The sequence below is a fragment of the Xanthomonas sp. NCPPB 2250 genome, assembly GCF_056725265.1.
Map to the genome: position 1 here is coordinate 3,024,380 of NZ_CM161520.1, position 12,963 is coordinate 3,037,342.

The 12,963-nt window shown below is 70.0% G+C and carries 12 protein-coding genes; 8 read left to right on the forward strand and 4 right to left on the reverse strand.

What is annotated here, in order from left to right; genetic code table 11:
* Positions 1 to 8: 8 nt before the first annotated feature.
* From AC1PMG_RS11850 to AC1PMG_RS11870, 5 genes are all read left to right on the forward strand, one after another.
* Positions 9 to 1,064, forward strand: coding sequence for a quinone-dependent dihydroorotate dehydrogenase (locus tag AC1PMG_RS11850; RefSeq protein ID WP_481109011.1), 1,056 nt, complete (start codon positions 9 to 11; stop codon positions 1,062 to 1,064).
* Positions 1,061 to 2,104 (forward strand): UDP-N-acetylmuramate dehydrogenase, encoded by a 1,044-nt coding sequence (gene murB, locus AC1PMG_RS11855; protein WP_267117224.1) that lies wholly within the window; start codon positions 1,061 to 1,063, stop codon positions 2,102 to 2,104. The genes AC1PMG_RS11850 and murB overlap by 4 nt, the downstream gene beginning before the upstream one ends.
* 32 nt (positions 2,105 to 2,136) lie before the next feature.
* Positions 2,137 to 3,006 (forward strand): DMT family transporter, encoded by an 870-nt coding sequence (locus AC1PMG_RS11860; RefSeq protein ID WP_481111659.1) that lies wholly within the window; start codon positions 2,137 to 2,139, stop codon positions 3,004 to 3,006.
* Between the two features lie 130 nt (positions 3,007 to 3,136).
* Entirely contained in the window at positions 3,137 to 3,826 is a 690-nt protein-coding gene (locus tag AC1PMG_RS11865) for an aspartate/glutamate racemase family protein (RefSeq protein WP_481109012.1), read from the forward strand.
* A gap of 2 nt (positions 3,827 to 3,828) precedes the next feature.
* A complete protein-coding gene (locus tag AC1PMG_RS11870) occupies positions 3,829 to 5,007 on the forward strand; it encodes a TPM domain-containing protein (protein ID WP_481109013.1) in 1,179 nt (392 codons plus the stop codon).
* A gap of 122 nt (positions 5,008 to 5,129) precedes the next feature.
* Here the strand turns inward: AC1PMG_RS11870 and AC1PMG_RS11875 are convergent, their stop codons facing one another.
* From AC1PMG_RS11875 to ispG, 3 genes are all read right to left on the reverse strand, one after another.
* Positions 5,130 to 5,489 carry a hypothetical protein gene (locus AC1PMG_RS11875; protein WP_481109014.1) on the reverse strand — a complete coding sequence of 120 codons (360 nt, stop codon included), beginning with the start codon at positions 5,487 to 5,489 and terminating at the stop codon, positions 5,130 to 5,132.
* Between the two features lie 79 nt (positions 5,490 to 5,568).
* Positions 5,569 to 6,279 carry a phosphatase PAP2 family protein gene (locus AC1PMG_RS11880; RefSeq protein WP_481109015.1) on the reverse strand — a complete coding sequence of 237 codons (711 nt, stop codon included), beginning with the start codon at positions 6,277 to 6,279 and terminating at the stop codon, positions 5,569 to 5,571.
* Positions 6,260 to 7,525, reverse strand: a complete 1,266-nt coding sequence (gene ispG / locus AC1PMG_RS11885; RefSeq protein ID WP_017913396.1) for a flavodoxin-dependent (E)-4-hydroxy-3-methylbut-2-enyl-diphosphate synthase — start codon at positions 7,523 to 7,525, stop codon at positions 6,260 to 6,262. The genes AC1PMG_RS11880 and ispG overlap by 20 nt, the downstream gene beginning before the upstream one ends.
* Before the next feature lie 124 nt (positions 7,526 to 7,649).
* Between ispG and AC1PMG_RS11890 the strand changes: the two genes are divergently transcribed.
* The 3 genes from AC1PMG_RS11890 to AC1PMG_RS11900 all read left to right on the forward strand — a co-directional run bounded on the left by AC1PMG_RS11890 (position 7,650) and on the right by AC1PMG_RS11900 (position 11,303).
* Positions 7,650 to 8,873 (forward strand): ATP-binding protein, encoded by a 1,224-nt coding sequence (locus AC1PMG_RS11890; protein WP_481109016.1) that lies wholly within the window; start codon positions 7,650 to 7,652, stop codon positions 8,871 to 8,873.
* Positions 8,870 to 9,436 carry a response regulator transcription factor gene (locus AC1PMG_RS11895; RefSeq protein WP_017909993.1) on the forward strand — a complete coding sequence of 189 codons (567 nt, stop codon included), beginning with the start codon at positions 8,870 to 8,872 and terminating at the stop codon, positions 9,434 to 9,436. The genes AC1PMG_RS11890 and AC1PMG_RS11895 overlap by 4 nt, the downstream gene beginning before the upstream one ends.
* 73 nt (positions 9,437 to 9,509) lie before the next feature.
* The gene (locus AC1PMG_RS11900; RefSeq protein ID WP_481109017.1) at positions 9,510 to 11,303 is read left to right on the forward strand and encodes a putative bifunctional diguanylate cyclase/phosphodiesterase; all 1,794 of its coding nucleotides are present in this window, start codon (positions 9,510 to 9,512) and stop codon (positions 11,301 to 11,303) included.
* Between the two features lie 28 nt (positions 11,304 to 11,331).
* Here AC1PMG_RS11900 and AC1PMG_RS11905 read toward each other — a convergent pair whose 3' ends face one another.
* Complete coding sequence (locus AC1PMG_RS11905; protein WP_481109018.1) at positions 11,332 to 12,894, reverse strand: sodium/sugar symporter; 1,563 nt, start codon at positions 12,892 to 12,894, stop codon at positions 11,332 to 11,334.
* Between the last annotated feature and the right edge of the window lie 69 nt (positions 12,895 to 12,963).

The following is a 12,963-nucleotide window of genomic DNA, read 5'->3' on the forward strand; positions in this document are numbered from 1 at the left end:
GCCACGCCATGTACTCCCTCGCCCGACCGTTCCTGTTCGCCTTCGACGCCGAGCGCGCGCATGCCCTGGGCCTGCGCGCGATCGAGCTGGCCTACCGCACCGGCACCAATCCGCTGCTGGCGCGCACGATCGCGCCGATGCCCACGCGCGCCTTCGGCCTGGATTTCCCCAATCCGGTCGGGCTGGCCGCGGGCCTGGACAAGAACGGCGAGCACATCGACGCGCTGCTGGCGCTGGGCCTCGGCTTCGTCGAGATCGGCACGGTCACCCCGCGCGCGCAGGCCGGCAATCCGCAGCCGCGCATGTTCCGTCTGCCGCGGCAGCAGGCGGTGATCAACCGCATGGGCTTCAACAACCTGGGCGTGGACGCGCTGGTGCGCAACGTCGAGCGCGCGCGACGCCGGCGCGGCCTGCTCGGCATCAACATCGGCAAGAACAAGGACACCCCGAACGAGGACGCCGCGTCCGACTACCTGCATTGCCTGGAAAAGGTCTATGCGCTGTCCGACTACGTCACCGTCAACATCTCCTCGCCCAACACCGCCGGCCTGCGCGAACTGCAGGAGGAGCAGGCGCTGCGGCAGCTGATCGCGCGCCTGCGCGAGGCGCAGGAAGCGCTGGCGGCACGCCACGGCAAGCGCGTGCCGATGCTGGTCAAGGTGGCGCCGGACCTGAGCGACAGCGACATCGACGCGGCGGCGCGGGTGCTGTCGGACCTGCAGGTGGACGGGGTGATCGCCACCAACACCACCATCGCCCGCCCCGGCCTGGAGCACGAACCGCTGGGTGGCGAGAGCGGCGGCCTGTCCGGCGCGCCGCTGCTGGGCCAGTCCACCCTGGTGCTGCGCCGGCTGCGCGCGCGCCTGCCCGAGAGCATCCCGCTGATCGGCGTCGGCGGCATCCTCTCCGGCGCCGACGCGGTGGCGAAGATGGCCGCCGGCGCGGCCCTGGTGCAGTGCTACAGCGGGCTGGTGTTCCGCGGGCCGGAGCTGATCGGCGAGTGCGTGGAGGCGATGCGCCGGCGCCGCGAAGCGCCCAGCCGCGGGGACGTGGTCGTCCCATGAGCACGACGGCCTGGTCGCTCACCGCGCAGGCGCCGCTGCAGGCGCTCAACACCTTCCATGTCGCCGCGCAGGCGCCGTGGCTGCTGCAGATCTTCGCGCCCGAGGCGCTGCCCGAGGCGCTGCTGGCGCCGGAGCTGGCCGGCGCCGCGCTGCTGCCGCTGGGCAGCGGCAGCAACATGCTGTTCGCCGGCGATGCGCCGGGCGTGGTGCTGTGCTTCGCCAACCGCAGCATCGACACCCTGGAGCACCGCGCCGACTACGCCATCGTCCGCGCCGGTGCCGGCGTGGGCTGGCACGACCTGGTGATGTGGTCGCTGGCGCAAGGCTTGTCCGGCCTGGAGAACCTGGCGCTGATCCCCGGCACGGTCGGCGCCGCGCCGATCCAGAACATCGGCGCCTACGGCGCGCAGATGGGCGAGTTCGTGCACGTGGTCGAGGCCTACGACCGCGCCGACGCGCGCTTCGTGCGGCTGGACGCGGCCGCCTGCGAGTTCGGCTACCGCGACAGCCTGTTCAAGCGCCAGCCCGACCGCTACCTGATCGCCGCGGTGGAGTTCAACCTGCCGCGGCTGCACGCGCTGCGCCTGGACTACGCCGGCATCGGCGAGGAACTGCAGGCGATGGGCATCGCCACGCCCGGCGCGCCCGACGTGGCCCAGGCGGTGATCAACATCCGCCGGCGCAAGCTGCCCGACCCGGACGTGCTCGGCAACGCCGGCAGCTTCTTCAAGAACCCGCTGCTGCCGCTGGAACAGGCGCTGGCGCTGCAGCACGAACACCCGGCGCTGCCGGTGTTTCCCGGCGACGACGACAGCCAGCGCAAGCTGTCGGCGGCGTGGCTGATCGAGGCCTGCGGCTGGAAGGGCTACCGCGACGGCGACGCCGGCGTGTCCGCCGCGCACGCACTGGTGCTGGTCAACCACGGCCAGGCCAGCGGTGCCGAACTGCTGGAGCTGGCGCGGCGCATCACCGCCTCGGTGAGCGAGCGCTTCGGCGTCATCCTGGAGCCGGAGCCGCGCATCGTCGGCGCACAGTGGTAGCCGCGCCCACGCCGCTGCGCGCGGCGCTGCTGATGCTGGCCAGCACCATGGCCTTCGGACTGATGGTGGTCGCGATCCGGCTGGCGTCGGCGCAGCTGTCCACGCTGCAGATCGCCTTCTTCCGCAACCTGTTCGGCCTGCTGTTCCTGTTGCCGATGCTGCTGCGGCCGGGCCGGCCACTGCCACGCACCGCGCAACTGCCGCGTTACCTGCTGCGCACCGCGATCGGCCTGGTGTCGATGCTGGCCGGGTTCTGGGCGATCGGCCACCTGCCGCTGTCGCAGGCGATCGCGCTGTCCTACTCCACCCCGCTGTTCGCGACCCTGGCCGCCGCCCTGTGGCTAGGCGAGACGGTGCGCCTGCGGCGCTGGCTGGCGGTGCTGTGCGGCTTCGCCGGCGTGCTGCTGATCGTGCGCCCCGGCGCCGCCGCGTTCAGCCCCGGCACCCTGGTGGCGGTACTGGCCGCGGTGATGAGCGCGCTGGTCGCGATCCAGATCAAGCAGCTGGCGCGGGTCGACGCCGCCAACACGGTGGTGTTCTACACCTACGCGTTCTGGGTGCCGATGTCGCTGCTGCCGGCGCTGTTCGTGTGGCGCTGGCCGCACGGCATCGACTGGCTGTGGCTGCTGGCCACCGGCCTGTTCGGCACGCTCGGCCAGTTGCTGTGGACGCATGCGCTGCGCCTCGGCGAGGTCTCCGCACTGACCCCGATCAGCTTCACCCAGCTGCCGCTGGTGGCGCTGTTCGGCTGGTGGCTGTTCGACGAGACGCCGGACGGCGGCACCGTGCTGGGCGCGCTGGTGATCCTCGGCGCCAACGCCTACATCGCCCACCGCGAGGCGGTGCTGGCACGGCGTGCAGCGCGCGCCGGGGCCGGCACGCCGCCGACCCTGGACGCCTAGTGGTGCGCGTGACGCCGCGTCGCGCCGCGGCGTCCCGACGATCGCCGACACAGGCAACGCGCGCGGTCGCCGCACGCGGCCGATGCCGCAACCATCCTCGCGCACTCGACACGGCGGCAAGCGACGCACGATGAAGACGATCGGCATGATCGGCGGCATGAGCTGGGAATCCACCCTGCCCTACTACCGGCACATCAACGAGACGGTGCGCGCGCAACGGGGCGGACTGCATTCGGCCAAGCTGCTGCTGCACAGCGTGGACTTCCACGAGATCGCGCAGTACCAGCGCGACGGCGACTGGGACGCGGCCGGTGCCGCACTGGCGGCCTCGGCGCGCGCGCTGCAGGCCGGCGGCGCCGAGTTCCTGGTGCTGTGCACCAACACCATGCACTGCGTCGCCGACGCGATCGCCGCTGCGGTCCCATTGCCGCTGCTGCACATCGCCGATGCCACCGCCGATGCGTTGCAGGCCGCCGGCATCGTCCGCGTCGGCCTGCTCGGCACGCGCTTCACCATGGAGCAGGCGTTCTACCGCGAACGGCTGCAACGGCGCGGCTTCGAGGTGCTGATCCCGGATGCGTCGGCGCGCGAGGACGTGCACCGCATCATCTACGAGGAACTGTGCCAGGGCGTGGTCCAGGCGCCATCGCGGCTGCGCTACCGCGAGGTGATCGCAGGGCTGCAGGTGCAAGGCGCGGAGGCGGTGATCCTGGGCTGCACCGAGATCGGATTGCTGGTCGGCCCTGACGACGCGGCGGTGCCGCTGTTCGACACCACCGCGCTGCACGCGCGTGCCGCCGCCCTGTACAGCCTGGCCTAGCGATGCGCAGCCAGGCCGCACATGCCGCCGCCATCGGCCCGCGCCGCGCCGCCAGCGTTCCGCGCGGCTGGGCGCCGTTCCGGCTGAGCGCCCTGCTGATGCTGGCGTTGCTGCTGTGGCCGGTAATCGGCCGCTGCGCCGTCGCCATACCGCCCTACACGCCGAACGTGGTCGATCCCGCCGGCACGCTCAGTGCGGACGACACCCAGCGGATCAACGCGGCACTGCAGCGCCTGCGCGAACGCCAGCACATCTGGGGCGCGGTCTACATCGTGCCGTCGCTGCAGGACGAACCGATCGAGGCGCTGGCCGAGCGCGCCTTTCGCACCTGGCGGCTCGGCCGGCAAGGCAGCGACAACGGCCTGCTGCTGGTGCTGGCGATGCAGGACCGGCGTTCGCGCTTCGAAGTCGGCTACGGCCTGGAAGGCGTGCTGCCCGACATGGTTGCGCGGCACGCGCTGGACGACTATCTGGCGCCGCGCCTGCGCCAGGGCGACACCGCCGATGCGATCGTCGCCGCGTTCGACTTCATGGGCCGCGCCGCTGCGCAGGATCCCGAGGCCGTCGCCGAACTGGCGCAACCGGCCGACGAGGACATGCACTGGCAGCGCGGCGCGATCGCCTGGGCCGGCCTGCTGGTGCTGGTGTGGCTGCTGCTGCCGCTGCGCCAGGCCTGGACCGGCTATCTGCGCAGGCGTCTGCTGCGGCGGCATCCGCGCCTGTCCGACAAGCCCGAGGAACTGGTCCAGGACACCGCACGCGGGGGCTTCTGGGCGTGGTTCATCCGCCTGTTCCTGAGCGCCAACCCCGGCATCTTCGTGGTGCTGCTGTCGGCCAGGTCGATGACGATGACGGTGATCTTCCTGGCGCTGGAACTGCTGATCCTGGTACTGACCCTGGCCATCGCCGCGCAGCGCTACCGCTCGCCGCAGCGCTACAGCCGCTTCCTGCAGGCGCTCACACGGCGGCGCAATGCGCTGATCCGCAAGGGCCATATCGCCGAGACCGCGCCCGGCGTGTTCGCCTACACCGCCAGCTATTACGCCGAGCAGGCCGCCAAGGAACGCGCCGCGGCCGAGTCCACAGGATCGTCCTCTTCCTCTTCGTCCTCGTCCTCCAGCAGCGACTCGTCCTCCGGCGGCGGCAGCTCCGGCGGCGGCGGCGCCAGTTCGAGCTGGTAGCGGAGACTGCAGCGAACGCTTGAGCAACATCAGCACAGGAAATACTTTTCCCGTTTTACAAATAGTTAGTGGGCCGCTTTGCATTTACATAAAGCGCTGCCCGCACCATGAGGCGGAAGAAATCAATTCTCTCCATTGGACGGACGTTCGCGAACAGCAGCGTCGAACTTTTCAGGCTGAGGATTGCCATGCGCGAGCCAGTCACATCCGAAAACCGCCATTTGCACCCTACCCAACTGTTCTGCGGTGGCGCCAATAAAGCCGCTACCCGGCAAACCCGACTCCTGCTGCACGACTATCGCCGTGAGCGGGGGCAACTGATTTAGCAAGCAATACGACTGAATAGGCTCAAGTAGCTGACCGAGACCCGCGCGATGTGCGCCCGTGAGTGCGGCCAACTGAGAGTAGGTTAAAGACTGACGATGGCGTGCCGCCCACGCCAGCACTGCCCAAATCTGACACGCTCGCTCGGATCTGGTCATGTGTTTCATCCTTCGCAGGTTTTGGAGGCGGCGACGGCACAGCGAGCACCAGCAGTGTGGATTGGCCGCGCACTGAAAATCATGCCAACGCGCGCCGCGCACGCCAGCGCGGCCGGCGCTCGCCGCGGAACAGCAACAGGTACAGCCCCACCACCCACACCAGCGCTGCGCTCCAGCCGCCGAGGATGTCCGAGGGGTAATGCACGCCCAGGTACACCCGCGACACCCCGACCAGCAGGGTGAAGCCGCCGGCCAGCCACAGCACCGGCCAACGCCAGCGGGTGCGCCAGCTCAGCGCGATCAGCACCGCCGCCAGGGTCATCGAGCCCATCGCGTGGCCGCTGGGGAAACTGAAGGTGTGGTGTTCCGGCGCGATCGACTCCCACAGGCTCGGCCGGTCGCGCTGGAAGAACTGCTTGGCGCCCATGTTCAGCAGCGCCGAGCCGATGAAGGACAACGCGGCGAACAGCGCCTCGCGCCAGCGGCGCAGGCCCAGCAGCACCAGCACGATGAGCGTGTCCAGCGGGATCACGCCGTACTGGTAGCCGGCCTCGGTGACTACGGTGAAGAAGCGATCCCAGCCCGGGCTGGTCAGGCCGCGCATGCTCCACAGCAGCGGCTCGTCGAAATACAGGTCTTCCAGCGCATGCACTTCGTCGGCGAGGGCGACGAACACACCCAAGGGCAGCAAGACGCCGGCGAACAGCAGCACCACACGCCAGGCATTGAGCCGCAGCCAGCGGCGCAGGCCGGCCGCCTCGGCGGCGGACTCACCCGGTGCGGCGGACATAGGTGCGTTCGACGTAATCGTCGATCAGCGCCACGAATTCGTGGGCGATGTTCTCGCCACGCAGGGTCACCTTCTTCTCGCCATCGATGAACACCGGCGCGGCCGGCGCTTCGCCGGTGCCCGGCAGCGAGATGCCGATGTTGGCGTGGCGCGACTCGCCCGGTCCGTTGACCACGCAGCCCATCACCGCCAGGGTCATGCTCTCGGCGCCGGGATGGGTCACCTTCCACTCCGGCATCTTCGCGCGGACGTGGTTCTGCACCACCTTGGCCAGCTCCTGGAAGAACTCGGAGGTGGTGCGGCCGCAGCCCGGGCAGGCGGTGACCAGCGGGGTGAAGGCGCGCTGGCCGGTGGTCTGCAGCAGTTCCTGGGCGACGATCACTTCCTGCGTGCGCGACTGCCCCGGCTCGGGGGTCAGCGAGATGCGGATGGTGTCGCCGATGCCTTCCTGCAGCAGCACGGCCAGCGCCGCGCTGGAGGCGACGATGCCCTTGCTGCCGATGCCGGCCTCGGTCAGGCCCAGGTGCAGGGCGAAATCCGAGCGCTGCGCCAGGTCGCGGTACACCGCGATCAATTCCTGCACGCCGCTGACCTTGCAGCTGAGCACGATGCGGTCGCGGCCCAGGCCCAGCTCCACCGCGCGCTCGGCCGAGTCCAGCGCCGAGCGGATCAGTGCCTCGCGCAGCACCCGGCCGGCATCCCAAGGCACTTCGCGCCGCGAGTTCTCGTCCATCAGCTGCGCCGCCAGCGCCTGGTCCAGCGAACCCCAGTTGGCGCCGATGCGCACCGGCTTGTCGTACTTCAGTGCGAACTCGATCAGCTGCGCGAACTGGGTGTCCTTCTTCTTGCCGAAGCCGACGTTGCCGGGATTGATCCGGTACTTGGCCAGCGCTTCGGCACAGGCCGGCTCGGCGGCCAGCAGCTGGTGGCCGTTGTAGTGGAAGTCGCCGATCAGCGGCACCTCGATGCCCATCATCCGCAGCTTGTCGACGATGCGCGGGATCGCCGCGGCCGACTCGGGATTGTTGACGGTCAGGCGTACCAGTTCCGAGCCGGCGCGCCACAATTCGGCCACCTGCTTGACCGAGGAGGCGACGTCGGCGGTGTCGGTATTGGTCATCGACTGCACCACCACCGGCTTGCCGCCGCCCATGGTGACGCCGCCGATGCGGACCGGCTGGGTGAGACGGCGCGCCCAGGGCGCGGCATCGGCGGGAGGCGTGGGGCGGCTGACGGCATCGTACATGCGCCCATTTTAGCCTGCGCGGCCCCTCCTGCCGCACGCGCCGGCACCGTCGATTCAGCGAGGCCATGCCGCTGCGACGGTTTGTCGCAGGCAGCCCCCGGGTCCAGCGCATACGATGCGCAACATGAATTCCACCGACGCCTCCTTCCTGCGCACCCTGTGCAGCCTGCGCTGGCTGGCCACCGCCGGCCAGGCCGCGACCATCCTGGTGGCGACCTGGCCGCTGCAGTTGCCGCTGCCGCAGGCGCCGCTGTGGGCCGGCGTGGCGGTGCTGGCGCTGTTCAACCTATACGCGCAGCTGCGCCTGCGCCATGCCGACTCGGCGGCGCCGGCCACTGCCTTCGGCCACATCCTGGTCGACGTGACCGTGCTGACCTGGATGGTCGGCTGGAGCGGCGGCATCGGCAACGCCTTCGGCTCGCTGTTCCTGGTGCTGATCGCGCTGGCGGTGCTGGCCCTGCCGCTGCGCTGGGCGCTGGCGGTGGCGCTGGCCTGCGTGGCCGGCTATGCGGTCAGCGCGCTGTTCGGCCTGCCGCTGCCGCACGGCCCCTACCAGGCGCTGGACCTGCAGCGCTGGGGCATGGCCGCCAACTTCCTGCTGTCCACCGTGGTGGTGCTGGTGTTCTCCACCCGCCTGGCGATGGCCATGCGCGAGCGCGAACGCGAGCTGGCGCTGCTGCGGGAGCGCTTCACCCGCAACGAGGGCATCGTCGCCCTCGCCACCCATGCCGCGTCGGTGGCGCACGAACTGAACACGCCGCTGGCGACGATGACCCTGCTCACCGACGACATCGCCGAACAGAGTACCCAGCCGGAACTGCGCGAGGACCTGGACACCCTGCGCGAACTGCTGGTGCAGTGCCGCGAACGGGTGCTGGCGCTGGCCGCACCGGCGCAGCGCGCCGGCGGGCAGACGGTGTCGCTGGCGCAGGTACTGCACCAGTGGCAACTGGTGCGGCCGACCGTGCGCCTGCGCCGCAACGACGACGCGCCGCTGCAGTTGCGGATGGAAAGCGCCATCGGCCATCTGCTGCAGGTGCTGCTGAACAACGCCGCCGACGCCGGCGAACGCGCCGGCCACCCGCACGTGGACCTGAACGTGCGGGTCACCGGCAGCGAACTGGTCGGCGAGGTGCGCGACTACGGCGGCGGCTTCGACGCCAACCAGGTCGGCCTGCCGGCCACCCTGTTCCGCAGCGGCAAGCCCGAGAGCATGGGCGTGGGCCTGGCGCTGTCGCATGCGACCATCGAACGCCTGGGCGGCGAGCTGTGGACCGAGCCGGCGCCGGACCACGGCGCCCGGGTCGGCTTCCGCCTGCCGCTGCTCGCCCTGGAGACCTCCGCATGAACACCGACACCCCGCTGGGCCTGCTGGTCGACGACGATCCGCTTTACCTGCGCACCCTGCAGCGCACCCTCGCCCGCCGCGGCCTGGAGACGCGCACCGCCGACAGCGCCGCCGCCGCACTGGCGCTGGCCGCCGAGGCGCCGCCGGACTACGCGCTGATCGACCTCAAGCTCGGCGACGAATCCGGCCTGGCGCTGATCCAGCCGCTGCGCGCGATCCGCGCCGACATGCGCATCCTGCTGGTCACCGGCTACGCCAGCATCGCCACCGCAGTGGAGGCGATCAAGCTCGGCGCCGACGACTACCTGCCCAAGCCGGCCACGGTGCCGATGATCCTGCGTGCCATCGGCCTGGAGGCCGAGGAGGACGACGACGAGGACGGCAGCGACGTGCCGGACGCGATGACCCCGCTCAGCCGCCTGCAGTGGGAGCACATCCAGCAGGCCATGCACGAGACCGGCGGTAACGTCTCCGCCGCCGCGCGCCTGCTCGGCATGCACCGCCGCTCGCTGCAGCGCAAGCTGGCCAAGCGGCCCAGCCCGCAGCGCGACCCGCCACGCTGAGCCGGGCGGCGACGGCCTGAACCGCGCCCCGGGCCGGCGCTCAAGTCCCCTGGCGCCGGGCCGCTAACCCGGCATGCTGAAATCTCCCCCACCCGCCTTGCTGGACGAGCCGCAACGGCTCAGCGCCCTGCGCCAGCTGTGCCTGCTGGATACGCCGGCCGACCAGGTCTTCGATCTGGTCACGCAGTTGGCGTCCCGCTACCTGCGGGTGCCGATCGCGCTGGTCTCGCTGATCGACGAACAGCGCCAGTGGTTCAAGTCCCGGGTCGGCCTGGAGGTGCCGCAGACGCCGCGCAGCCAGGCGTTCTGCGCCTACGCGATCCACAGCCCGGAACTGATGGTGGTGCCCGATGCCCGCCAGGACCCGCGTTTCCGCGACAACCCGCTGGTCACCGGCCCGCCGTTCATCCGCTTCTACGCCGGGGCGCCGCTGCTGATGGCCGACGGCGCCAGCCTCGGTACGCTGTGCGTGATCGACAGCGAGCCGCGCCACGAGTTCGACGAGGTCGCGCGCCGCACCCTGCAGGACCTGCGCGACCTGCTGATGGTGCGCATCGATACCCTGCGCAACAGCGGCTTCGTCGATGCGCTAACCGGCCTGCCCAACCGCAGCCGCTTCAACGACGACCTGACCATGTGGCTGTCGCTGCAGACCGCCGACCACCACGACACCGCGGTGGCGATCGACGTGTGCGGCATCGACTATTTCCGCGACATGGTCAAGGCACTGGGCTGGGAGTATGCCGAGGGCTACCTGCTGGCCGCCCGCGACCGCCTGCGCAAGGCGCTGGGCAACCTGCCGCTGTACCGCATCGACACCACCACCTTCGTGTTCATCATGGAAGGCAGCGACACGGCGCATCTGGAGTACTGGTGCGAGCACGTCTGCGACGCCTTCGCCGCGGCGATCGACCACCAGGGCATTCCGCATGCGGCCAGCCCCTCGTTGGGCGCGGTGCGCCTGGACGGGGCGCTCAGCGCCAATCACACGGTGCGCTCACTGACCACCGCGGTGGACATGGCGCGCCAGCGTGGGCAGCGCTGGAGCCTGTACGAGCGCAACCACGACGCCAACCAGCGCAATGCCTTCCGGATCCTGGCCGCCTTGCCCGAAGCGCTGGAGGCGCGCGGCCAACTGAGCCTGCACTACCAGCCACGGGTGAGCCTGCGCAGCGGCGACTGCGTGGGCGTGGAAGCGCTGCTGCGCTGGCAGCATCCCTTGCTGGGACAGGTGGCGCCGAACGACTTCATCCCGCTGGCGGAAAAGACCGCCTTGATGAGCCGCATCACCGCCTGGGTGCTGCGCACCGGCATCGCCCAGGCGGCGCTGTGGCAGCAGCGCGGCTATACCTTCAGCGTGTCGCTGAACGTGTCGGCGGTGGACCTGGAACAGGCCGACTTCATCGCCCGGCTGCAGGCGCTGCTGCACCAGCATGCGCTGGCGCCCGGCGCACTGGAAATCGAATTCACCGAGAGCGCGATGATCCGCGATCCGCAGCGGGTGGCCGAACAGCTGCAGCAGATCAGCGCGCTGGGGGTGAAGATCGCCATCGACGACTTCGGCACCGGCTACAGCAACCTCGGCTATCTCAAGAACATCCCGGCCAGCGCGCTGAAGATCGACCAGTCGTTCATCCGCGCCCTGCCCGGCAGCCGCAGCGACGGCATGCTGGTGCCGTCGATGATCCATCTCGGCCACGACTTCGGCCAACAGGTGGTGGCCGAGGGCATCGAGAGCGCAACCGTCTACAAGATGCTGCGCGACTGGGGCTGCGACGAAGGCCAGGGCTACTGGATCGCGCGGCCGATGCCGGCCGAGGCGCTCGACGCCTGGCTGGCCGAGCCGTGGCAGGGCGACGACGCCTGAGCGTGCCGCGCCACGGCCCGGCCGTGGCTCACCAGAACACCGCGTACAACGCCACCAGGATCGCGATCACCGCCGCGGCGCCGAGCTTGAAGCCCAGCGTGGTGCCGTAGCGCACGTCGTCGGTGCGGATCAGGTCGCGCGCCGGCGCCTGCGGGGTCAGCAGCGACACCACCACCGCCGCCACCAGCGAGAGCACGAACACCAGGCCGATGCGGTCCATGAACGGCAGTTCCGGCCACAGCTTCTTGAGCGCGAACGACAGCAGTACCGAGCCGATCGCCGCGGTCAGCGCGCCGGCCTCGTTGGCGCGCTTCCAGAACAGGCCGAGCATGAAGATCACCACCACGCCCGGGGTGAAGAAGCCAGTGAATTCCTGGATGAACTGGAAGCCCTGGTCGAAGTTGCCCAGCAGCGGCCGCGCGGTGAGGATGCCGATCAGCACCGAGGTCACCGCCGCCACGCGGCCGACCCGCACCAGCTGCGGCTGGTCGGCCTGCGGGCGGAACTTGGCGTAGAAATCCAGGGTGAAGATGGTCGCCACCGAATTGATCTTGGACGCCAGCGAGGCCACGATCGCCGCCACCAGCGCGGCGAACACCAGGCCGAGGATGCCGCTGGGCAGCAACTGCATCATGGTCGGATAGGCCTGGTCCGGCTTGGCCAGGTCCGGCGCCAGCACCACCGCGGCGATGCCCGGCACCACCACCACCACCGGCATCAGCAGCTTCAGGAACGCGGCGAACACCATGCCCTTCTGCGCCTCGCCGATGTTCTTGGCCGCCAGCGCGCGCTGGATGATGTACTGGTTGAAGCCCCAGTAGCTGATGTTCATCACCCACAGGCCGCCGATCAGCACGCTCAGGCCCGGCAGATCCTTGTAGAACGGGTTGTCCTTGGACAGGATCATGTGGAAGTGCTCGGGGTGCGCGTTCCACAGGTGGCGGAAGCCGGCGAGCACGCCGGCACCGTCGCCGATCCGCGACAGCGTCAGCCCGGCGACCAGCAAACCGCCCAGCACCAGCAGAGTGACCTGCACGATGTCGGTCAGCGCCACCGCCTTCAACCCGCCGTAGAGCTGGTACACCAGCGCGAACACGCCGATCAGCGCCAGCGCCAGGGTCTGGTCCATGCCGGTGACCTGGCTCACCGCGATCGAGCCCAGCCACAGGATCGAGGTCAGGTTGACGAACACGTACAGCAGCAGCCAGAACACCGCCATCAGCGTGCGGATCCACTTGCCGTAGCGCTGCTCCAGGAACTGCGGCATGGTGTAGATGCCGTTGCGCAGGAAGATCGGCAGGAAGAACTTGCCGACGATCAACAGGGTCAGCGCCGCCATCCACTCGTAGGAGGCGATCGCCAGGCCGATCGCGTAGCCGGAGCCGGCCATGCCGATGATCTGCTCGGCGGAGATGTTCGCCGCGATCAGCGAGGCACCGATCGCCCACCACGGCAGGGTCTTGCTGGCCAGGAAGTAGTCCTCGGCACTCTTGCGGTGCCCGGCCTTCTCCCGCGAGACCCATTGCGCGAGCAGGAAGATGCCCGCCAGATACACCACTACGATCGCCACATCCAACGTCGCCAGACCCACTGCCTTCTCCTGCGGGCCACAGCCCGGTTCGCATCGTTGTCCATGACGCCGCCCACCCGGGCGGCGCCG